The following is a 21,460-nucleotide window of genomic DNA, read 5'->3' as shown; positions in this document are numbered from 1 at the left end:
ACCTCCACCCCGTCGATCCCCGCTCCTCACTCAGAGTGACGGATCACGACGCGCGGTGGAAGTGGCCTGTTCCCGCCTGTGGACAACGTGCTCACCCGCACGCGTGAACGAGTACGCCGGCCCGCGGCCGTACGTCAGTCCCCGGCCCCCGGCAACGGAAAGCGCAGCTCATTGCGGTCGATCTTGGCGGACAGCGCCTCGAGCACGTCGACGCCCAGTACCTCGCAGAACTGCAGCAGATACGCGAGCACGTCCGCCACCTCGTCCCGCACCCGGTGCGCGCTGTCCGCGTCGTCCATGACCCGGGCCGCCTGCTCGGGCGTGAGCCACTGGAAGATCTCCAGGAGTTCGGAGGCCTCAACGCTCAGGGCCACGGCCAGGTTCTTCGGCGTGTGGTACGGCTCCCAGCGCCGGGCCGCCGCGAAGGCGGCCAGCCTGCGCTGCAGCGCGTGCAGATCCTCGGTCACACCCGCAGGTCTACCGCATCGCCGCCGCTGCCCGCTGCGGGGCCTGCGGGTCCGGCGAGAGCCCCGCGGCCGGGGAGGCGGGGCCCGCCCCCTGGGCCGGTACGCGTTCCCGGCCCTCCTCGGCGCTCCCGAGGCGCAGCAGGGCGACCCCCTCCGCCCCCTCCGCGACCGCGGCGTCGTGGACCGTTCCCAGCAGCCTGATGTGACCGCGCTCGGCGACCTGTCCGGCCAGCGCCAGCAACTGCCGGGACTGCGCCCGGTCCAGACCCGCGTCCATCCCGTCGGCGAGCACCGTGAGCACCTGCACGGCGTCCGGCACCTCGCCGCTGGTGTCCACCGCCAGCACCCCGGGCCCGGTGAGCAGCACCAGCGCCAGCGCGAGGAAGCGCAGTTCCCCGTCCCCGAGCCGGTCCACCGGGACCAGCCCCAGCGGCCCGCGGTCGACCGCCGCCAGCACCGACTCCGCGTACGTCCCCCCGGCCGTCTCCGGGTCCCCTGCGGGGATCACCGTCAGCCCCTCGACGGGCGGGCTGCACACCGCCCGCAGGGCGCCGACCAGCGCCGCGTGCCGTGTCCGGCACTCGCCCTGGGTGCGGCGCAGCACCGCGGACAGGTTGTCGCAGCCGCCGCGGAGCAGGCCGTCGGCCACGCGGGCCGGCTTCCGCATCGCGTACGGCCGGGGGTCGACGGGGAACACCCCGCGCAGCGCGAGCACCGTCTGCTCCGCGGCGGCGAGCACCAGCCGCTGCCCCTCGGTGGTACCCGCGACGCGCAGCGGCAGCAGGGAGGTGGCCAGCCGGTCGTCGGGCAGCGGGGCCCGGGTCACCGGGACGAGCCCCGCCGTGTGCCAGGCCGCCTGGACGGTACGCCGCCCGGGGTCGCGCAGCGCGGTGGCGAGCAGGGTCTCCCCGGCGCCGGTCAACCGCTCGCCGACGATCCGCAGTTCGGGTTCGGTCTGCACGGCGACGTCGAGCGTCACGGGCCCCACCGCGCCGTCCACCGTGCAGCCGATGCGGAAGCCGCGCCGTCCCTCCGCGTCCGGCCGGGCGGCGTGGGGCACACAGGTCGGCACTCCCCCGCGGACGCCCTCGAACGCCGTCCCGAGTTCCTCACCGGCGGCGAGCCGCCCGAGCAGGCCGAGCCCCTCCAGAACGCTGGACTTGCCGGTCCCGCTCGCCCCGGCCAGCAGGGTGAGCGGGCCGAGCGGGAAGCTCGCGCCGCGATGCGACTTGAACGCGGAGAGCCGCAGTTCGGTGACGACCGGGCGGTCGCTCTTCGTGCTCATGGACGCGAACGTAGCGGCGGCGCCCGGTGCCGAACCGTTCCGCCGGGCCATCGGTCCTCCGAAAGTGGGTAAGCCCGGCGAGGCGATGGTTAATGTGGCGTGGTGACCGGATACGTGGCGCTCCTGCGCGGGATCAACGTCGGGCCGACGACCAGGCTCCCCATGCAGGATCTGAGCCGGCTGCTGGAAGGAATCGGCGGCAGCTCCGTGCGCACCCATCTGCAGAGCGGCAACGCCCTGTTCGAGCACGAGCAGGCCGACCCGGGGAAGCTGGCGGAGGCGCTGGAGTCGGCCATCGCCGCCGCGTTCGACGGGCGGAAGGTGCCGTGCGTCGTCCGCGAGGCGGCCGACCTCGACCGGATCGTCGAGGGGAACCCGTTCGACATGGCGGGCGTGGACCCGGCGCGCTTCCTGGTCGTCTTCCTGTCCGGGCCGGTCGAGCCGGACCGGATCGCGGATCTCGACCCGGCCGGCTTCGCTCCCGACGCATTCCGTCCCGGCGAGCGCGAGATCTATGTGCACTGCCCGGACGGCGTGCAGAAGAGCCGGCTCTCCCAGGCGCTGTGGGAGAGGCGACTCGGCCTGACGGCCACGGCGCGCAACTGGAACACCGTGACCCGCCTGGCGGCGATGGCCGCGGAGTGACGGGGCGGGGCCGGCGCGCGCCCCGTCAGCCCGGCCCGCTCAGCCCAGGCCCCAACCCGTCCCGAGCCGGTACGCCGCGCAGAGGTTGACGTCGAGCATGTAGGCGGCGGCCGTGCCGCACTGGGCCGCCCCGCTGCCCGGGTCGACGGGCTGGCCGTGGCCCATGCCCGTGATGCTGTACGTCTCGACGACGGCGGCGCCGGAGGCGTCCTTGTACGTCCGGCGCGGGAAGCCCGCGACGGTGTCGGAGGCGTCGGCGGTCTGGTCGGTGCCGTGCACGTCCGTCCACTGCCGTACGAGGTCGTCCATGTTGACGGGCTTGACCGTGTAGTCGGCGGTGCCCTGGAAGACGGTCAGCCGCGGCCACGGTCCGGTGTACCCGGGGAAGGCGGCCCGGACGCGGTCGCCCCACTGCTTCGGGGACTGTGTCGCGCCGACGTACATGCACACATACGGCGAACCCGCCGCCTGCGCGCAGCCGTACGGCAGCCCGGCGACCACGCCGCCCGCGGCATAGGTGTCCGGATACGCCGCCATCATGACCTCGGCCATCGCACCGCCCGCGGAGAGCCCGGTGACGTACACGCGGGCCGGATCGGCCCCGGCGTCGGCGACCTGGCGGGCGGTCATCTGCCGGATGGAGGCGGCCTCGCCCTGGCCGCGCGCGATGTCGCCGGTCTGGAACCAGTTGAAGCACTGGCTGAGGTTGTTGGCCGAGGTCTGCCCGGGCAGCACCACCGAGAAGCCCCAGCGGTCCGCCAGGGCGGTCCAGCCGCTCTGCGTCCCGTACCCCTGGGCGTTCTGCGTGCAGCCGTGGAGGGCGACGACCACGGGCCGGCCCTGCGGCAGCCCGGCGGGCGCGTAGCGGTACATCCTCAACGCCCCGGGGTTGGCGCCGAAGCCGGTCACCTCCTCGATCGTTCCGGCGGCGTGTGCGGGACGGGCGGGCACGAGCGCGGCGAGGAACGCCACGAGGACGGCGAGCAGGGCGGCACAGGGGCGGCCCCGGCGGAGTGCGGCTCTGAGTAAGGTCATGCGCCGGACGGTAGGAGCGCCCCGGTGGCCGCGACATGGCCCGGGGCACCACATCACGGGCGTCGCGCGTGGTGCCCCGGACCGCCTCGACAGTGCCCGCATCGCCTCGGTGCCGCCCGGACCACCGAGGGCGGCGCCGGGGTTCGTCGATGACGCCGGCGGTGTGCGGCAGCCGTTCGGTCAGGCTGGTCTTGCCCGTGTCAACATGCGCCAGGATTCCCAGGTTGAGCAGATGCGTGGAATGCCATGTCCTCCGAATGGGTGATGAATTCGGGCTGGGTGGACATGTGCAGCCCTCGCATGATCACGACCCCCGGGTCGTAGGGCTCTTTCGGCGGTGCCGGTGACGGCAGTCCGGCAAGGGCGCCGGGCGGGGGCAACCCGATCACCCCGGCCGGCGGCAGGTACGCGGTGCCGGGTCTCAGGGAATGACGACCATGCGGAAGCGCGCGGCCCCGGACATCATGCGGGCGAACGCCTCGTTGATGCCCTCCAGCGGCATCGTCTCGGTCATCGGGCGGATCCCGGCGAGCGCGCTGAAGTTCATGGCGTGCTCCACGTCGCGCGAGGTGCCGGACGGGTGTCCGACCACCGTGCGGGAGGGCAGGATCAACTGGGCCGGGGTGATCGGGACGGGCTCGGAGTCGATCCCGACGAGGACCAGCTCTCCGCCGGGCAGGAGTCCGTCCACCCCCGCCGCCATGGCCTGCGAGTTGGAGGCGGTGGCGAGCACCACCCTGGCCCCGCCGAGCTCCTGCAGCGCCTTGGCGGTGTCCGTGGCGGCGCTGTCGATGTAGTGATGGGCGCCGAGTTCCATGGCCAGGGCCCGCTTGTCCTCGCCGCGCGCGACGGCGACGGTCTCGAGGCCGGACTTCGCCGCGTACTGGACGGCCAGGTGCCCGAGGCCGCCGATGCCGATCACCGCGACCAGGTCGCCGGGCCGGGCGGCGCTCTTGCGGAAGGCGTTGTACGTGGTGACGCCGGCGCAGCCGAGCGGCGCGGCCTCGACGGCGGTGAGCCCCTCGGGAATCCGGGCGAGGGCGTTGACCGGCGCGACCATGTGGGTGGCGTAGCCGCCGTCGTACGCCCAGCCGGGTACCTGCAGGTTCCGGCAGACGATGAAATCGCCCTCCCGGCAGGGCGGGCAGTGCCCGCAGTGGCCGCCGAACCAGCCGACCTCCACCCGGTCGCCGACCGCCCAGTACCGCACGCCCTCGCCGAGGGCGTCGATGCGCCCGGCCACCTCGTGGCCCGCGACAAGGGGGAAGGACAGGTTGGGGAAGGCGTTGTGGACCATGCCGGCGTCGCTGTGACAGACACCGGACGCCTCGACGGCGATGCGCACGTGTCCGGGGCCCGGCTCGGGCAGTTCGCGCTCGACGATTTCGAATGGTCCGCCCGGTTCGGAGACCTGGGCCACCCGCATGGAGTTCATTGCCCGTCCGGTGTGTGAGGGGTGTGGCGCGTGTGGCGCCCTGTGCACCCATCGTGGCCCGGGAAGCGTGATTTCTCGCGTCGAGCACCGGTCGCGGGGGCCCGTACGGCGGGGCGTAGGCTGCGCGCAACCGACCAAGGGATCATCGTGGAACTCCCCGCCGACCTGCTCGACCTCCTGCACCGGCCGAGCCTGTGCTTCCTGGCGACGACCATGCCGGACGGCTCGCCGCAGCTGACCCAGACGTGGGTCGACACGGACGGCGAGCACGTGCTCGTGAACAGCGTGCAAAGCCATGTGAAGACACGGAACATCGCCCGGGACCCGCGCGTGGCCGTCGCCGTCTCCGACCCGGACGACCCGTCACGCTACTTCCAGGTCCGCGGGCGGGTGCGCGAGGTGACCACGGAGGGCGCGGTCGAGCACATCGAGAAGCTCTCGCACGCGTACACCGGCGGGCCGTACCCCTGGTACGGAGGCCGCGACCAGGTGCGCGTGATCTTCGTGATCGAGGCCGAGAGCATCAGCGGTACGGCCTGACCGCGTGGGTCCGCGGGCCGCCGGCGGCGACCGCGGACCCCGGGCCCGTTCACCCCGTGGCGCCCGGTACGCGCTCGATGACGGCGGCCAGGTCCGTACCGGTCGGGAGCGTGCCGAAGGCCAGGCCCCGGTCGCCGGCGAGACGGGAGGCGCAGAAGGCGTCCGCGACCGCGGCCGGGGCGTGCCGGACGAGCAGCGAGCCCTGCAGCACCAGGGCGAGGCGCTCGACGAGACGGCGGGCCCGCAACGGGGCGTCCTCGGTGGGCACGAGTTCGCCCTGCACCTGACGCCATGCGGCGTCGAGGCGTGCGTCCGCGCCGGCGGCGGCCTCGATCTCGGCGCGGAAGGCCTCCAGGGAGTCCGGCTCGCGGGTGAGGGCGCGCAGGACGTCGAGGGCGTTGACGTTGCCTGAGCCCTCCCAGATGCCGTTGAGCGGGGCCTCGCGGTAGAGCCGGGGCATGCCGGACGCCTCGTCGTAGCCGTTGCCGCCCAGGCACTCCAGGGCCTCCGCGACCGCCGCGGGCTGCCGCTTGCACACCCAGTACTTGCCGACCGCGGTGGCCAGCCGCAGGAACGCCCGCTCCTGGGCGTCCCCGCGCCGGGCCCGGTCGACGGCTCCGGCCACGCGCAGGGCGAGGGTGGTGGCCGCCTCGGACTCCAGGCCGAGGTCGGCGATGACGTTGCGCATCAGGGGCTGGTCGATGAGCCGGGCCCCGAACACCGAGCGGTGCCGGACGTGGTGGGCCGCCTGGGCGAGCGCGGCCCGGGTGCCCGAGGCGGAGCCGAGGATGCAGTCGAGCCGGGTCATGGTGACCATCTCGATGATCGTGCGCACGCCCTGCCCCTCCGGGCCGACCGGCCAGGCGACGGTGTCGTCGAACTCCGGCTCGCTGCTGGCGTTGCTGCGGTTGCCGAGTTTGTCCTTCAGCCGCTGGATGCGGAAGGTGTTGCGGCTGCCGTCCGGCAGCACCCTGGGCACGAGGAAGCAGGACAGGCCCCCGGGGGCCTGCGCGAGGACGAGGAACAGGTCGTTCATGGGCGCGCTGGTGAACCACTTGTGCCCGCGCAGCCGCCAGGTGCCGTCCGGCTGCTCGGCGGCGGTGGTGGTGTTGGCCCGTACGTCGGTGCCGCCCTGCTTCTCCGTCATCCCCATGCCGGCGAGGAGGCCGCGCTTGGCCGCGGGGGCGCGCAGGCCCGGGTCGTAGGCGCGGCTGGTGAGCAGCGGCTCGTACACCGCCGCCAACTCCGGGGCCGCGCGCAGCGCCGGGACGACGGCGTAGGTCATGGACACCGGGCAGCCGTGCCCGGCCTCGGCGGTGCTCCACACCATGAAGCCGGCCGCGCGGGCCACGTGCGCGCCGGGCCGGTCGTCGGCCCAGGGGGCGCCGCCGAGTCCCTCGGTGAGGGCGACCTCCATGAGCGCGTGATACGAGGGGTGGAAGTCCACCTCGTCGACGCGGTTGCCGTACCGGTCGTGGGTGCGCAGCACCGGCTCGTACCGGTTGGCCTCCTCGGCCCAGCGCTGTACCTGCTCCGATCCGGCGAGCCGGCCCAGCCGGTGCAGGTCGTCGAGGTACCACCCGGCCCCCTCGCGGCGCACGCCCTCCAGCAGGACGATGTCGTCGGCGACGTCGTGCCCCACCAGCGGCGGCGGCTGGTTGGTCACCTCGTGCGTACGCGCCGTGGGGTTGCTGCGCGGCGCGGTGTCTGCGATCGCGGTCATGGCAGTCGGGCCCTTCGTGGTCGTGGGAGTCAGACGGCGGGCGCGGCGCCCGCGCAGCGCAGGGACATCGCCACCAGTTCGGTGACGAGGTGGTCGGCGGCCGCTCCCTCGGCGGGGGCGGCCAGCGGGTCCACCAGGACCTCGCCGATGGCCCCGGTCAGCGCCGCCGCGGTGACCTCCGGGTCCTGGGCGGGCAGGAGTCCGGCGGCGATCCCCTCGCGGATCACCTCGGCGAAGACGGCGCGGTAGCGACGCCGGAAGACGAGCCGTTCCACGCCCACCGCCGGTTCCGCGGGGGCCGCGAGCAGGGCGTGGGCCAATCCCCGGTTCTCCATGGCGCGGCGGGCGAAGACGGTGACCCCCAGGGTCAGCCGCCGGACCGGGTCGCCGCCGCCGTCGCGCAGCACCTCGCCGAGGACCTCGGCCTCCCGTCCCGAGGCGCGGCGGAACACCTCGACCGCGAGCGCGCCCTTGGAGGGGAAGTGCTGGTAGACGGTGCCCACGGACATGCCCGCCGCGGCCGCCACCGCGGTGACGGAGGCGTTCGCCCAGCCCACATCGGCGACGACGGCCGTGGCCCGCGCCACCAGGTGCTCCCTGGCGGCGGCCAGGCGGTCCTGCACTGCGGGCGTCTTGCGGTAGGCCATGGAACAAGTGAAGCACCGTTCAGAGCTTCAAGCCACCCCGGGACGAACACTCAGCCCTCCCCGTCGCCCATCCCCAAAGCGCACGCCGGGACCAGGACGGGCCCATCAAGGGGCCCCGTTTCCCTTGCGTGTGAGCTCGGCCAGTAGGGCCACCACCGTGGCAGCTCCCGCGACAGCGGCACCGGCTTCTGGTGCGTACACGGTAAAGACCGTAACGAGGACACCGGCCAGCAAAAGGACAGCAATGCGCACACTCCCGGGTTTCATCGACATTCGCCTTCCGTACGGGACAAGACCAGGACGTGGCTACAGCATGTGCCCATCGCGGGGGACCCTGACGAGTCGGGACGCCTCCTGACAGCTTCGGCCAAAATTGCCCGCTCCCAACACGATCTCGGCCGAGAGTTGGGGATCTCGTGCGCACCTGTCGGTCCATCTGATTGACAAGGTCAGGCACAGGGCCGACGGAAGGGGATTACATGGTGGGCGTCCAGTCTTGGAGGCAGCCCGACTTGCACGAACGCCCGGTCCTCAAGAAGCTCAATGAGGGCCTGCACGACCTACGGTTGGACGCAGGGCTTCCGTCTGCGCGCAGCATCCGTGACCGGATCGGGAGGGATGCGCAGGACTACTGGATCGTGAACCATCAGGCCGTTCTGGACACCTTTCAGAAGTCAGACCTCCCCAGGCTGGGACGTCTGGAGCTCATCGTCACGGTCTTGTCCGAGGACGCGGGTCGCAACGACACCACAGCCGAAGTCCAGCGATTCAAGGACCTGTGGAAGCAGGCATACGACGAGATGGTCGCGCAGGCGTACGTGCAACCGCCAACGGAATCCCTTGCGTCTGGCGGCGACGACGGAACGAAGGCACCCGCCAAGTCCGCGCAAGAACAGCCCGGCCAAGACGCCGGAGAGACGCGACGGCAAGCGGCGCAGGACCCGCTGGCCGATGCAGAGAAGCCTTCTAACAACGATCACGCCGCCGCATCCGTCAACTACGCCGAAGAGTCCCTTAAAGGGCTGATCATCAACGCCGCTCAGGCCTTGTGGTACGACAAGGACGCGCTGAGCGTCTTCCTCGGGGTCGTGCGTCGGAGCGAGGGGTTCGTTCGGTTGGCTGACGCAGCGGCAGAACGAAGGCCGGCGAACGCCACGTTCTACGGGGTCAAGAGCAGGGAGTTCGAGGTGGATCACACCCCTGCGAGACATGAACTGGTCCTGCTGCACCGACTTCTCAACAAGCGCAGGACCAAACTCAGTATGACCTTCACTGCCCTAGGGCAACAGACCGGTGTCTCGTCGGACGATTGGATCCGTTGGTACACCCACGACGAGCTTCCGCGTCGTGAGGCGATCGTCGCCTTCTCACACGTGACCCATCTGCCCCTTGAAGATCACGCCCTCCTACTGGGGCTTTGGGACGCGGCCCACGAAGCACTTGACGCAAAGCGACGCTTCGAGGCTCTACCGACAGGAATCAGCTTCGATGAGGCGTGGTCGATGCGGGATCCGACCACGCCGAAATCGTGGGCTCTCGCGGGCGTCGCAGGAGAGGAACGTCGCGCCTGCGGCCCTGACCTCACGACCGGAATCGCTCCGGCTTTCACTGTTGCGGGACCGCCAAGGTCGGGGCGGTCCACAGTCTTGGTGAACATCGCGCGCTCCCTGATCGCCGTCGGCACCCGCGTCGTACTAGCCGCACCTGAATCATCCCCTGTACGAGAATTGGCCGACCAGAATGGCGTGGTGGCCTGTTTCGTACGCGACGGCCTCCGGCCCGAGGAACTGGAGGAAACCTTGTCGTCGGCGTCCCCCGAAAGACCGGTCGTCGTGGTGATCGACGACGCTGATGCACTCGCCAAGTGCGAGGCAGGGCGCCTGCTGGAAGGACTGGTGCAGCATGGCTTCGAAGAAGGTACAGCCCTGGTGGTGGGCCGCCGCGAGGGCAAGATCCCGTTCGGCTCCGGCTGGCTCAAGCAAACGCAGAAGGCCCATCGCGGTCTTCTGCTTTCCCCGCAGGAACGGACTGCGGGCAACCTGATCGGCGTCAGAATCGGCGATTCCGTGATCGGATGGCCGATCGTCCCCGGCCGGGGCTGGCTGCACCTCGGAGACGGCAAGATACTACCTGTGGCCGTACCGGGGTGAGGACTCTCCACGGCGACTCGGCTTGACGTCGGCTGCGCTGCCTATGGCACCGTAGCCGGCCTTCTCTGTCAGCAACTACACATCTGCCTCGCCGCACGCGGTCCTGCAGCACGCAAGCAAATCCAACTGATCATCAGGGTAAGAGTCACTCAAGCGCTTCGGCCACGACGCCCGCACTGCACTAGTGCGCACCCAGAAATGCGCAGGCCAGCACCGTTACTTCGCCGGCTCCAGGATCGCCACGCACTCCACGTGGTGCGTCATCGGGAAGAGGTCGAACGCGCGCATCCGCCGCGGGGTGTAGCCGGCCGCGGCGAAGTAGCCGAGGTCGCGGGCGAGGGCGGCGGGGTCGCAGGCGACGTAGGCGATGCGGCGGGGTCCGAGGGAGGCGACGTGCTCGACGGTGGCGCGGCCCGCGCCGGTGCGGGGCGGGTCGAGGACGACGAGGTCGGCCTCGGTGATCCCGGTGCGCGGCAGCACCGACTCGACCTTGCCCTGCTCGATGCGGACCCGGTCGAGGTCGGCCAGGTTGTGGCGGGCGTCCTCCACGGCGCGCTTGCCGGACTCGATGCCGAGGACGGCACCGGTCTCGCCGACCCGCTCGGCGAGGGCGCCCGCGAACAGGCCGACGCCGCAGTACAGGTCGAGGGCGGTCTCGCCCTTGCGCGGCATGAGGCCCTGCATGACGGCCTCGACCAGGAGCTCGGCGGCCTTCGGGTGGACCTGCCAGAAGCCGCCGGAGCCGACGCGCCAGGTGCGGTCGATCGCGCGCTCGCGCACGAAACCGCGGCCGTGCACGCGGTGGACGCCGCCCTGTTCGTCGACCCGCAGGACGGAGACGGGACGGTCCAGTTCGACGATGGGGAGCCGGCCGCCGGGGCGCGGGGTGACGATCACCTGGCGGTCGGAGGAGCCCGTGGCGGCGATGGCCTCGACCGAGGCGATGCCCGGCCAGTCGCGGGACTCGACGCCGAGCTCGGAGACCCCGGGAGCGGCGATCAGGCAGCGGTCGATGCGCTCGACCTCGTGCGAGCGGTGCCGGCGCAGGCCCGCGTGGCCCTCGGCGTCGACCGCGTACTGGACGCGGGTGCGCCAGGCCGGGACCTCGCCCTTGGCGACCTTGTCGCCCGGGGCCGGCTCCACGGTGCCGTCCCAGCCGGCCTGCTCGGGGGTGAGGTGGGCGAGCCGCTCCAGCTGCTCGGTGATCACCTGCACCTTGAGCCGCCGCTGGGCACCGGGGGCGGCGTGCTGCCAGTCGCAGCCACCGCACTTGCCGGGGCCGGAGAAGGGGCAGGGCGCCTCGACGCGGTCCGGGGAGGCCTGCAGGACCTCCACGGCGTCCGCGCGCAGGAAGCGCGAGTCCGGACCGCCCTCGGTGATCTCGGCGACGACCCGCTCGCCGGGCAGCGCGTGCCGTACGAAGATCACCTGCGGCCGGTCGTGGCCCGGCAGGACGGTCCGCGCGATGCAGTGGCCGCCGTGCGCCACCGGGCCGACCTCGACCTCGTAGCGCTCGCCGACCAGGGCGTCGGCCTCGGGGGCCTTCGTACGGTGCTGCATGACGGAACAGGCTCCTGGGGCAGAGGACGGGGAAGGACGGCAGCTCACCAGTCTACGGCCCGCCGCCGCCCCCGGATCACGCCCGCCCGCTGGGCTCCCGGTCGCGCTGCGGGCGGACCGCCTCGCCGCGCCGTACGGAGCCGGGGGCGTTCCACTCGGCGCCCTTGCGGGCCCGGACCTTGGCCCGCTCGGAGGACTCCAGCTGCCAGGGCACCGAGGTGACCATGACGCCCGGGGTGAACAGCAGCCGCCCCTTGAGCCGCAGGGCGCTCTGGTTGTGCAGCAGGTGCTCGTACCAGCGGCCGACCACGTACTCCGGAATGAAGATCGACACGACGTCGCGCGGGCTGCTGCGGCGGAGGCTCTTGACGTAGTCGATGATCGGCCGGGTGATCTCGCGGTAGGGCGAGTCCAGCACCTTCAGCGGTACGTCGATGCCGCGGCGCTGCCACTCGGCCTGCAGGGCCTTGGTGTCCGCCGGGTCCACGTTGATGCTGAGCGCCTCCAGCGTGTCCGACCGGAAGAGCTTGGCGTACGACAGGGCCCGCAGCGTGGGCTTGTGCACCTTGGAGACCAGGACGATGGAGTGCACACGGGAGGGCTTGACCTCCTCCTCGCTGCGCTCCTCGGCGGCCGCGAGCTCGCTGGAGACGCGGTCGTAGTGGCGCCGGATGGCGGTCATCATGCCGTAGAAGAGCACCATGCCGAGGACGGCGACCCAGGCACCGTGGGTGAACTTGGTGAGCAGCACGACCACCAGGACGAGCCCGGTGAAGAAGGCTCCGAAGGTGTTGATCGCCCGCGAGCGGACCATGTGGCGGCGCACGGCGGGGTCGGTCTCGGTGGCCAGATGCCGGTTCCAGTGCCGGACCATGCCGATCTGGCTGAGGGTGAAGGAGACGAAGACGCCGACGATGTAGAGCTGGATCAGCCGCGTCGAGTCGGCCCCGTAGATGTAGACGAGCACGCACGCGAAGGCGGCGAGCAGCACGATGCCGTTGCTGAAGGCGAGCCGGTCGCCGCGGGTGTGCAGCTGGCGCGGCAGGTAGCGGTCCTGGGCGAGGATCGAGCCGAGCACCGGGAAGCCGTTGTAGGCGGTGTTCGCGGCCAGGAAGAGGACGAGCGCGGTCGCCCCGGCCAGGAAGATGAAGGGGATCGAGCCGTCGCCGAACACGGCGGAGGCGACCTGGGCGATCACCGGGTCCTGGGTGTAGCCGGGGCCGACCGGCTTGCCGTCGACGAGCAGGTCGGCGGCCGGGTTCTCGGCCATGCGCACATTGGTGTTGATGGCGAGCGCGATGATGCCGCAGAACATCGTCACGGCGAGCACGCCCATCAGCGTCAGGGTCGTGGCGGCGTTCTTCGACTTCGGCTTCCGGAAGGCGGGCACGCCGTTGCTGATCGCCTCGACGCCGGTGAGCGCGGCACAGCCGGAGGAGAAGGCCCGCAGCAGCAGGAAGACCAGCGCGAGATTCGCGAGGTTGCCGTGCTCGGCCTTGATCGTGAAGCCGGAGGTGGGGGCGTGCATCTCGTGGCCGGTCGCGATCCGGAAGATGCCCCAGGCCAGCATGCAGAAGACGCCGAAGACGAAGGCGTAGGTGGGGATGGCGAAGATCGTGCCCGACTCGCGCACGCCGCGCAGGTTCATCAGCATCAGCAGGATGATCATGCCGATGGCGCCCAGCACCTTGTGCTCGACGAAGAAGGGCACGGCGGAGCCGAGGTTCTCCACACCGGAGGCGACCGACACCGCCACGGTGAGGACGTAGTCCACGAGCAGGGCGCTGGCCACGGTGAGCCCGGCGCGCGGGCCGAGGTTGGTCGTCGCGACCTCGTAGTCACCGCCGCCGGAGGGGTACGCGTGCACGTTCTGCCGGTACGAGGCGACGACGGTGAACATCAGCACGACGACCGCGACCGCGATCCAGGGGCTGAAGTGGTAGGCCGACACTCCCGCGATCGACAGGACGAGGAGCACCTCTCCGGGCGCGTACGCCACGGACGACAGCGGGTCGGAGGCGAAGACGGGGAGCGCCAGCCTCTTGGGGAGGAGCGTCTCTCCGAGCCTGTCGCTGCGGAGCGCCCGCCCGATCAGGATCCGTTTCGGAAGGTCGGTCAGTTTGGACACCCCGCGATGTTAGAGGATCGTCAAGATTTCCGATCCCCCGCCCACCTATCAAGGGGTTACGTGCGTGTGTAGCTTTGGGCGCGGTCTGAGACCCTGAGAGGGATCGGCCGGAATTGTTGGCAGCCGGAAGGACGGTCGTGCACGTCGTGATTATGGGGTGTGGGCGAGTGGGTTCCACTCTCGCGCACTCCCTTGAGCAGCAGGGTCATACAGTGGCCGTGATCGACCAGGACCCGACGGCGTTCCGCCGCCTGGGCTCCGGGTTCAGCGGACGCCGCGTGACCGGGGTCGGGTTCGACCAGGACACGCTGCGCGAGGCCGGCATCGAGGAGGCGGGCGCCTTCGCGGCCGTCAGCAGTGGTGACAATTCCAACATCATCGCGGCCCGGGTGGCCCGTGAGATGTTCGGCATCGAGAACGTCGCCGCGCGCATCTACGACCCGCGGCGTGCCGAGGTGTACCAGCGCCTGGGCATCCCCACCGTCGCCACCGTCCGGTGGACGGCCGACCAGATGCTCCGCCGCCTGCTCCCGTCCGGCGCGGAGCCGCTGTGGCGCGACCCGAGCGGGGGTGTGCAGCTCGCCGAGGTGCACACGGACACCGCCTGGGTGGGCCACAAGATCAGTAGGCTCCAGGAGGAGACCGGAGTGCGCGTGGCGTTCCTCACCCGGCTGGGCGAGGCGATGCTCCCCACCTCGGAGACCGTCCTGCAGGAGGGCGACCTGGTGCACGTGATGATGCGCACAGGTGAGGTCGAACAGGTCGAGGCGGCGTTCGCCAAGGGGCCCGAGGAGGCGCACCGATGAGGGTCGCCATTGCCGGCGCCGGGGCCGTGGGCCGCTCGATCGCGGGCGAGCTGCTGGAGAACGGCCACGAAGTCCTGCTGATCGACAAGAACCCGACCTCGATCTCGGTCGAGCGGGTGCCGCAGGCGGAGTGGCTGCTGGCCGACGCCTGCGAGATCACCTCGCTGGACGAGGCGGCGCTGCAGCGCTGCAACGTGGTGATCGCCGCCACGGGTGACGACAAGGTCAACCTGGTCGTCTCGCTGCTCGCCAAGACGGAGTACGGCGTTCCGCGGGTCGTCGCCCGGGTGAACAACCCGAAGAACGAGTGGCTGTTCAACGAGGCCTGGGGCGTGGACGTCGCCGTCTCCACCCCGCGCCTGATGTCGGCCCTGGTGGAGGAGGCGGTGAGCGTCGGCGACCTCGTCCGGCTCATGCGCTTCAGCCAGGGCGACGCGAACCTGGTGGAGCTGACCCTCCCCGAGGAGGCCGCGCTGGTGGGCACCCGCGTCGGCGACGTCGCCTGGCCCGAGGACACCTCGCTGGTCACGATCATCCGCGGCCACCGCGTGCTCACGCCGTCCAAGGACGACGCGCTGGAGGCGGGTGACGAGCTGCTGTTCGTCGCCGCCCCGCACCGCGAGGAGCAACTGGAGGACCTGCTCTCGGTGCGCAGCGCCGACGCCGGGGCGTAACCGGACGGACGACGAGGGGGCGGCCGGAACCCGTGGGTTCCGGCCGCCCCCTCACGTGCGCTTCGGGGTGGGTCGGCTCAGTTGTTCGCGGCCTCGCGGTCGCCGCGTTCGGCCTTCTCGGCCCGCTCGGCCTCCTCCATCTCCGCGATCACGTCGATCGGCGGCGGCGCCTTGGCCAGGAAGATCCAGGTCAGGTAGACGCAGAGCAGGAACGGCGGGATGCCGAGGGCGACCTTGACCCAGCCGAGCTGGGTGGCGTTCCCCCAGAAGTAGAGCGGGAAGAGGATCGCCGACTTGACCAGCAGGATGATGCCCCAGGCCCAGGTGGCCTTGGTGTACGCGACGAGCCGCCCCGGGTTCCGCGTCCGCCAGGACAGGTTCTCCTTGAGGATCGGGCCGAGCAGCAGGCCGATCAGCGGATAGCGCACCAGCGCGGAGATCACATAGGCGACCGCGAGCCCGAGGGTGTAGAGCATGCCGGGCAGGTAGAAGTTCTTGGCGTCGCCCGACATCATCGCGAACAGCGCGCCGAAGGCGACGCCGAAGACGCCGCTGAAGGCGTGCTTGAGGGTCTGCCGACGGGCCAGCCGGGCCAGCGCCAGGACCAGCGAGAGGCCCAGGGCGGCGATGGCCGCGGTGTGGATGTCCCGGTTGATCGTGTAGATCAGGACGAAGACGAGGCCGGGCACCGTCGTGTCGATCATGCCCCAGACGCCCCCGAAGGCCTCCAGGAGCGCGTGGTCGGCCGCCGCCTTCGAGGCCGCCGCGTCGTGCTCCGGGCCTTGCTCGGTTTCGGTCGTGGGCTGTGCCCCGGTCCGCTTGTCGATCGACGCCACCGGCTACTCCTGTCCGACCGGACGCAATTCGTACTTGGGATTGAACAGCACCGGCCGGCCGCGGTTCATGGAGATCCGCCCCGACGCGATGATCCTTCGGCCGGGCTCGATGCCGACGATGCTGCGCCGGCCGAGCCACACCACGTCGAGCGGCGCGGAACCGTCGAACAGCTCCGCCTCCAGGGCGGGCACGCCGGCACGCGGCCGCAAGGTGACAGCGCGTAGTGTACCGGTCACGGTCACTATGTCGCGATCGTGGCAGTCGCAGATCCGCGTACACCCGACGTCGGCCGTGTCCTGCCGCAGCTCGTCGGAGTGCAGCTCCTCCTGGGAGGTGGACAGGCGATCCAGCATTCTGCGGAATCGGCCGGCCGGTCGGTCCGAACGGGTGGTACCACTCATACCTGGAAGGGTACCGGGCCCGGGTGAACGGATCACTGATCACTTCTCGAAGCGGTAACCCATGCCCGGTTCGGTGATGAAGTGTCGCGGATGCGAGGGATCGGTCTCGAGCTTGCGCCGCAGCTGCGCCATGTACACCCGCAGGTAGTTGCTCTCGGTGCCGTAGGAGGGTCCCCACACCTCCTGGAGCAGCTGTTTCTGGCTGACCAGGCGGCCCGTGTTGCGGACCAGGACCTCCAGCAGGTGCCACTCGGTGGGGGTGAGCCGGACGTCGGCCCCGTCGCGGTTGACCTTCTTGGCGGCCAGGTCGACGGTGAAGGTCTCGGTCTCCACGGTGGCGGCGCCGTCCTCGGGGCCGCCGGGCACGGCGCGGCGGACGGCGGCGCGCAGCCGGGCCAGCAGCTCGTCCATGCCGAAGGGCTTGGTGACGTAGTCGTCGGCGCCCGCGTCCAGGGCCTCGACCTTCTCGTCGGAGGCCTGGCGGGCGGAGAGCACGATGATCGGCACGCGGGTCCAGCCGCGCAGGCCGCGAATCACCTCGACGCCGTCCATGTCGGGCAGACCGAGGTCGAGCACGATGACGTCGGGGTGGCGGGCGGCGGCGAGCTGCAGCGCGGTCGCGCCGTCGTGGGCCGCGTCGACCTCGTACTTGCGGGCCCGCAGGTTGATCACGAGAGCGCGCACGATCTGCGGCTCGTCGTCGACCACGAGCACCCGGTTCATGGAGCCTGCCTTTCCTTCACGGTGAGGGGGGTGGAGCGGGGGTGCGGTGCGGGCGCGGTCAGGTCGTCGCCTCGGCGGGCAGGTCCGGCGCGGTGGGGACGCTGCCGGGCGCGGAGCGGAGGGTGAGCACCATGGTGAGACCGCCTCCCGGGGTGTCCTCGGGTTGCAGGGTGGCCCCCATGGCGTCGGCGAAGCCGCGGGCCACCGCAAGGCCCAGGCCCACGCCGTTGCCCCGGGGGGCGTCGCCGTACCGCTGGAACGGCTCGAAGATCCGCTCCTTGGCGGCGTCGGGCACTCCGGGGCCGCGGTCGACGACGCGCAGGTCCACGTGGTCGCCCAGGGCGCTGGCGGCGACCAGCACCCGGGTGCCGGCGGGGCTGTATTTGACCGCGTTCTCGACGATGTTGGCGACGCTGCGCTCGAGGAGGCCCGGGTCGACCGAGACCATCGGGAGGGTCTCGGGGACGTCCAGGGAGACACTGCCGTCGGGGACGCCGCGCAGCGCCTTGGGGACGACCTCGTCGAGGTCGACCTCGCGGATCAGCGGGGCGACGGTGCCCGTCTGCAGCCGCGACATGTCGAGGAGGTTGCCCACCAGGTTGTCGAGCCGGTCCGCGCCCTCCTCGATGGCCTCCAGCAGGTCGGCCTCGTCCTCCTCGGACCAGGCGACGTCGTCGGAGCGCAGCGAGCTGACGGCCGCCTTGATGGCGGCGAGGGGGGTGCGCAGGTCGTGCGAGACGGCCGCGAGCAGGGCGGTGCGGATCCGGTTGCCCTCGGCGAGCTCATGGGCCCTGCCGGCCTCGTCCTCCAGCCGCTGCCGGTCCAGGACGCCGGCGGCCTGGGCCGCGAAGGCGGACAGCACCCGGCGGTCGGAGGCGGGCAGCACCCGCCCGACCAGGGCCAGCGAGAGGGTGTCGCTCACCGGCACCTCGACGTCCGCGTCCTCGGGGCGCAGGCACTGACGGCTGCCGACGCCGGCGGCGCAGGTCCACGCGTCGTGCTCACTGGCCCGCTCCAGCAGGGACACGGCCTCCATGCCGAAGGTCTCCCGGACCCGTTCCAGCAGGGCTTCCAGGGAGTGCTCGCCGCGCAGCACGCTGCCCGCCAGGTACGACAGGATCTCCGCCTCGGACTGGAGTCTGGCGGCCTGGTGGGTGCGGCGGGCGGCCAGGTCCACGACGGAGGCCACCGCGACGCCGACCACCACGAAGATCACGATGGCGATCAGGTTCTCGGGCTGGGCGATGGTGAAGGTGTGCAGGGGTGGGGCGAAGAAGTAGTTCAGCAGCAGCGAGCCGCCGACGGCCGAGACGAGCGCCGGGTAGAGGCCGCCGGCGAGGGCCGCCGCGACCGTCAGGGTCATGAACAGCAGCATGTCGGTGGCGATGCCCAGGGCGGGGTGCAGCTGGGTGAGCGCCAGGCAGAGCAGCGCGGGGCCGAGCACACCGGTCAGCCAGCCGGCGATCACCCGGGAGCGGCCGAGCTGGGCGCCGCGCGCCACGGGCAGGCCGCGGCCCTTGGCCGCGTGCTCGTGCGTGACGATGTGCACGTCGAGGTCGGGCCCCGACTCGCGGGCCACGGTCGCGCCGACGCCCGGCCCGAAGACGTACTGCCACGCGGGGCGGCGGCTGGTGCCGAGGACCACCTGGGTGGCGTTGACGCCGCGGGCGAAGTCCAGCAGCGCTCTGGGGACGTCGTCGCCCACGACGTGGTGGAAGGAGCCGCCGAGGTCCTCGACGAGGGTGCGCTGGACGGCGAGTTCCTTGGGCGAGCCCGCCGTCAGCCCGTCGCTGCGGGCGATGTGGACGGCGAGGATCTCCCCGCCGGCGCCCTTGGCGGCCATGCGCGCGGCGCGCCGGATCAGCGTCCGCCCCTCGGGGCCGCCGGTGAGGCCGACCACGATGCGCTCCCGGGCCTGCCAGGTGGTCGAGATCCGGTGGTCGGTCCGGTACTGCCGCAGGTATTCGTCGACCCGGTCGGCCACCCACAGCAGGGCCAGCTCGCGGAGCGCGGTGAGGTTGCCGGGCCGGAAGTAGTTGGACAGGGCCGCGTCGACCTTGTCGGGGGCGTAGATGTTGCCGTGCGCCATACGGCGGCGCAGGGCCTGGGGCGACATGTCGACGAGTTCGATCTGGTCGGCGCGGCGGACCACCTCGTCGGGCACGGTCTCGCGCTGCCGCACGCCGGTGATCGACTCCACGACGTCGCCGAGCGACTCCAGGTGCTGGATGTTCACCGTCGATATGACGTTGATCCCGGCCTGGAGCAGTTCCTCGACGTCCTGCCAGCGCTTCTCGTTGCGGCTGCCCGGGATGTTGGTGTGCGCCATCTCGTCGACGAGGGCGACGTCGGGCCTGCGGGCGAGCACCGCGTCGACGTCCATCTCGGTGAAGACGGTGTCGCGGTACTCGATCTCCTTGCGCCGCACGACCTCCAGGCCGTGCAGCATGACCTCGGTCCGGGCACGGTTGTGGTGCTCGACGAAGGCGACGACGACGTCGGTGCCGCGCTCCATGCGGCGGTGCGCCTCGGAGAGCATGGCGTAGGTCTTGCCCACTCCGGGGGCGGCCCCCAGGTATATCCGCAAAGTCCCGCGTGCCATGGCTCCACGTTCCGCCTCGTGGCGCGCCCCTTCCGGGCGCGTCCGACGTTAGGAATCCTATGGTCCCAGCAGCGGACAAATAGGGCGTGATGTTCCTGCGGGGTGCACGTTGACGCGTCCTTGACGCCCTCTCGCGCCGCCGCCGGTCACCGGGACCCGCGGGACTGCGCAGGCCGGACGGGGTGCGCGGAGGGGAAGGTGTCGCCGGCGGTCCGGTGGACCACCGGGGGTGCTGCTCGCGGATCCCGTGCGGCGTCGCCGCCGCGGGAAGCCGTTCGGCGGGCGGAGTGCCCGTACCGCTGAGTGCGAGTGCGGGCGCGCGGCGCCGGCGATCCGGGGTGCGGGTGCGGGTGCGTGCGATCGCCCACCACGCGGCGTCCGCCCGCCCGCCGTCCGCAGCGGCCTCGGCCGGGCGGGCGCGGTGCCGGGGCGGCCGCGCGGCGACGCCGTCAACGCGCCACGCGGCCGGCCCGGCGACCCCCCACGGAAGGGAAGCCGTCGCGGAACACGGTGCCGTCTCCTGACCCGGAATCCCCACCGCCGTCCGGATCCGGACCAGGTGGCACCTGTCGCCGCTCCGCAGCGGTGGCGGTGTGCGCCATCCGCAGCCCCCTCCGCAGCGCCGAGCGGCCCCCGCCGGCTTCCCTCCGTGCCTCCACTGTCTCCCCGCCGGACACGAAAACGCCCTCCGTTGGCGGCCCCCTGACGGTGGACCCCTCTCGCTTGACGCCCTCCTGACGCGGTCCGGGACGCGGCCGGGTCGGCGCCCCGGGCACACCGGCGCCCCCACTCGGCCTCCGGGTCACCGGGTGGGGGCACGGGGCCGCGGGTCACCCGGCCAGCTTCTCCAGCGCGATGTTGAGTTCCAGGACGTTGACGGTCGGATCGCCGAGGATGCCGAACTGCCGTCCGTCCGTGTGCTCCTTCACCAGTTCGGCGACCTTGGCGGTGCTCAGGCCGTTGGCCTTGGCGACGCGCGCGGTCTGGATGGCGGCGTACTGCGGGGAGATGTCCGGGTCGAGGCCGGAGCCGGACGCCTGGACCGCGTCGGCCGGGACCTTCGACTCCGGAACCCCGTTGAAGGCGGCGACCTCCTTCTTGCGGTCCTTCACCAGGACGGTGAGCCTCTTGCCGGTGACGGCGAGGTTGGAGGCGCTGGTGTAGGTCGGGTCGTACGGCCCGGCGCCGGTGCCCGCGTCGGCCGCCGAGGGACGCGGCTGGAACCACTTCGGGTCCGGCGCGAAGTCCTTGCCGGTGGTGAAGTTCTGGCCGATCAGCGCGGATCCCACGACCTTGCCGCCGGCCTTCACCTCGGAGCCGTTTGCCTGGTCGTGGAAGGCCGTCTGGGCGACGCCCCACACCGCGAGCGGGTAGACGACACCGAGCACGACGGTCAGCACCAGCAGCGCGCGCAGGGCGCTCCAGGACTGCCGGGCGAAATTGCGTACGGAAGTGTTCATGGTTCTCGGCACGCCCTCGCGTCAGTGGAGTCCGGGGATCAGGGAGATGAGCAGGTCGATCAGCTTGATGCCGATGAACGGGGCGATCAGGCCGCCGAGACCGTAGATCCCGAGGTTCCGGCGGAGCATCCGGTCGGCGCCGGACGGCCGGTAGCGGACGCCGCGCAGGGCGAGCGGCACCAGCGCGACGATGATCAGCGCGTTGAAGACGACCGCCGACAGGATCGCGGACTGCGGCGAGGACAAGTGCATGATGTTGAGCTTGTCCAGGCCCGGGTAGGCGACGGCGAACATCGCGGGGATGATCGCGAAGTACTTCGCCACGTCGTTGGCGATGGAGAA

The 21,460-nt window shown here is 71.7% G+C and carries 18 protein-coding genes and 2 pseudogenes; 5 read left to right on the top strand and 15 right to left on the bottom strand.

The window, feature by feature from the left end:
* Nucleotides 1-134: 134 nt before the first annotated feature.
* Complete coding sequence (locus AB0F62_RS26935; protein WP_361804310.1) at nucleotides 135-467, bottom strand: nucleotide pyrophosphohydrolase; 333 nt, start codon at nucleotides 465-467, stop codon at nucleotides 135-137.
* 10 nt (nucleotides 468-477) lie between these two features.
* Nucleotides 478-1,752 carry an ATP-binding protein gene (locus AB0F62_RS26930; protein WP_361804307.1) on the bottom strand — a complete coding sequence of 425 codons (1,275 nt, stop codon included), beginning with the start codon at nucleotides 1,750-1,752 and terminating at the stop codon, nucleotides 478-480.
* 102 nt (nucleotides 1,753-1,854) lie between these two features.
* Here AB0F62_RS26930 and AB0F62_RS26925 point away from each other — a divergent pair, with 102 nt between their 5' ends.
* Nucleotides 1,855-2,397 carry a DUF1697 domain-containing protein gene (locus tag AB0F62_RS26925; RefSeq protein WP_361804304.1) on the top strand — a complete coding sequence of 181 codons (543 nt, stop codon included), beginning with the start codon at nucleotides 1,855-1,857 and terminating at the stop codon, nucleotides 2,395-2,397.
* A gap of 39 nt (nucleotides 2,398-2,436) precedes the next feature.
* Here the strand turns inward: AB0F62_RS26925 and AB0F62_RS26920 are convergent, their stop codons facing one another.
* From AB0F62_RS26920 to AB0F62_RS26910, 3 genes and pseudogenes are all read right to left on the bottom strand, one after another.
* Nucleotides 2,437-3,432, bottom strand: coding sequence for a PHB depolymerase family esterase (locus tag AB0F62_RS26920; RefSeq protein ID WP_361804301.1), 996 nt, complete (start codon nucleotides 3,430-3,432; stop codon nucleotides 2,437-2,439).
* Between the two features lie 67 nt (nucleotides 3,433-3,499).
* Nucleotides 3,500-3,655, bottom strand: a pseudogene (locus tag AB0F62_RS26915) (GTP-binding protein); the annotation flags it as partial.
* A 198-nt stretch (nucleotides 3,656-3,853) separates the two neighbouring features.
* Nucleotides 3,854-4,867, bottom strand: coding sequence for an alcohol dehydrogenase (locus AB0F62_RS26910; RefSeq protein ID WP_361804298.1), 1,014 nt, complete (start codon nucleotides 4,865-4,867; stop codon nucleotides 3,854-3,856).
* A gap of 147 nt (nucleotides 4,868-5,014) precedes the next feature.
* Here AB0F62_RS26910 and AB0F62_RS26905 point away from each other — a divergent pair, with 147 nt between their 5' ends.
* Complete coding sequence (locus tag AB0F62_RS26905; protein ID WP_361804295.1) at nucleotides 5,015-5,407, top strand: PPOX class F420-dependent oxidoreductase; 393 nt, start codon at nucleotides 5,015-5,017, stop codon at nucleotides 5,405-5,407.
* A gap of 49 nt (nucleotides 5,408-5,456) precedes the next feature.
* Here AB0F62_RS26905 and AB0F62_RS26900 read toward each other — a convergent pair whose 3' ends face one another.
* Both AB0F62_RS26900 and AB0F62_RS26895 read right to left on the bottom strand, forming a co-directional pair.
* Nucleotides 5,457-7,130: an acyl-CoA dehydrogenase family protein gene (locus AB0F62_RS26900; protein WP_361804292.1), complete on the bottom strand. Its 1,674-nt coding sequence runs from the start codon at nucleotides 7,128-7,130 to the stop codon at nucleotides 5,457-5,459.
* 29 nt (nucleotides 7,131-7,159) lie between these two features.
* Nucleotides 7,160-7,777 carry a TetR/AcrR family transcriptional regulator gene (locus AB0F62_RS26895; RefSeq protein ID WP_361804289.1) on the bottom strand — a complete coding sequence of 206 codons (618 nt, stop codon included), beginning with the start codon at nucleotides 7,775-7,777 and terminating at the stop codon, nucleotides 7,160-7,162.
* 479 nt (nucleotides 7,778-8,256) lie between these two features.
* On the opposite strand from AB0F62_RS26895, the gene AB0F62_RS26890 reads away from it, so the two are divergent.
* Nucleotides 8,257-9,927 (top strand): ATP-binding protein, encoded by a 1,671-nt coding sequence (locus tag AB0F62_RS26890; RefSeq protein WP_361804286.1) that lies wholly within the window; start codon nucleotides 8,257-8,259, stop codon nucleotides 9,925-9,927.
* A 216-nt stretch (nucleotides 9,928-10,143) separates the two neighbouring features.
* Here the strand turns inward: AB0F62_RS26890 and AB0F62_RS26885 are convergent, their stop codons facing one another.
* Nucleotides 10,144-11,487 (bottom strand): class I SAM-dependent RNA methyltransferase, encoded by a 1,344-nt coding sequence (locus tag AB0F62_RS26885; protein ID WP_361804283.1) that lies wholly within the window; start codon nucleotides 11,485-11,487, stop codon nucleotides 10,144-10,146.
* A 76-nt stretch (nucleotides 11,488-11,563) separates the two neighbouring features.
* On the bottom strand, nucleotides 11,564-13,615 hold the full coding sequence (locus tag AB0F62_RS26880) for an APC family permease (RefSeq protein ID WP_361804280.1): 2,052 nt from the start codon (nucleotides 13,613-13,615) through the stop codon (nucleotides 11,564-11,566).
* A gap of 137 nt (nucleotides 13,616-13,752) precedes the next feature.
* Here AB0F62_RS26880 and AB0F62_RS26875 point away from each other — a divergent pair, with 137 nt between their 5' ends.
* Together AB0F62_RS26875 and AB0F62_RS26870 are read left to right on the top strand one after the other, a co-directional pair.
* Complete coding sequence (locus tag AB0F62_RS26875; protein ID WP_026251763.1) at nucleotides 13,753-14,421, top strand: TrkA family potassium uptake protein; 669 nt, start codon at nucleotides 13,753-13,755, stop codon at nucleotides 14,419-14,421.
* On the top strand, nucleotides 14,418-15,095 hold the full coding sequence (locus AB0F62_RS26870; protein ID WP_361804277.1) for a TrkA family potassium uptake protein: 678 nt from the start codon (nucleotides 14,418-14,420) through the stop codon (nucleotides 15,093-15,095). The genes AB0F62_RS26875 and AB0F62_RS26870 overlap by 4 nt, the downstream gene beginning before the upstream one ends.
* Before the next feature lie 77 nt (nucleotides 15,096-15,172).
* Here the strand turns inward: AB0F62_RS26870 and AB0F62_RS26865 are convergent, their stop codons facing one another.
* The 6 genes and pseudogenes from AB0F62_RS26865 to AB0F62_RS26840 form a co-directional block, all read right to left on the bottom strand.
* Entirely contained in the window at nucleotides 15,173-15,931 is a 759-nt protein-coding gene (locus tag AB0F62_RS26865) for a DUF3159 domain-containing protein (protein WP_361804274.1), read from the bottom strand.
* 3 nt (nucleotides 15,932-15,934) lie between these two features.
* Complete coding sequence (locus tag AB0F62_RS26860) at nucleotides 15,935-16,333, bottom strand: OB-fold nucleic acid binding domain-containing protein (protein ID WP_361804271.1); 399 nt, start codon at nucleotides 16,331-16,333, stop codon at nucleotides 15,935-15,937.
* 39 nt (nucleotides 16,334-16,372) lie between these two features.
* The gene (locus AB0F62_RS26855; protein WP_361804268.1) at nucleotides 16,373-17,056 is read right to left on the bottom strand and encodes a response regulator; all 684 of its coding nucleotides are present in this window, start codon (nucleotides 17,054-17,056) and stop codon (nucleotides 16,373-16,375) included.
* Between the two features lie 58 nt (nucleotides 17,057-17,114).
* Nucleotides 17,115-19,658 carry a sensor histidine kinase KdpD gene (locus tag AB0F62_RS26850; protein WP_361804265.1) on the bottom strand — a complete coding sequence of 848 codons (2,544 nt, stop codon included), beginning with the start codon at nucleotides 19,656-19,658 and terminating at the stop codon, nucleotides 17,115-17,117.
* Between the two features lie 830 nt (nucleotides 19,659-20,488).
* Nucleotides 20,489-21,118, bottom strand: coding sequence for a potassium-transporting ATPase subunit KdpC (kdpC, locus tag AB0F62_RS26845; protein WP_361804262.1), 630 nt, complete (start codon nucleotides 21,116-21,118; stop codon nucleotides 20,489-20,491).
* Nucleotides 21,119-21,139: 21 nt separating this feature from the next.
* A pseudogene (locus tag AB0F62_RS26840) lies at nucleotides 21,140-21,460 on the bottom strand (potassium-transporting ATPase subunit B); the annotation flags it as partial.

The organism is Streptomyces sp. NPDC026673 (genome assembly GCF_040638135.1).
In the GTDB taxonomy this organism is placed as follows: domain Bacteria; phylum Actinomycetota; class Actinomycetes; order Streptomycetales; family Streptomycetaceae; genus Actinacidiphila.
The sequence above is the reverse complement of the archived record's forward strand: the minus strand, read 5'-3'. Positions and strand labels throughout refer to the sequence as shown.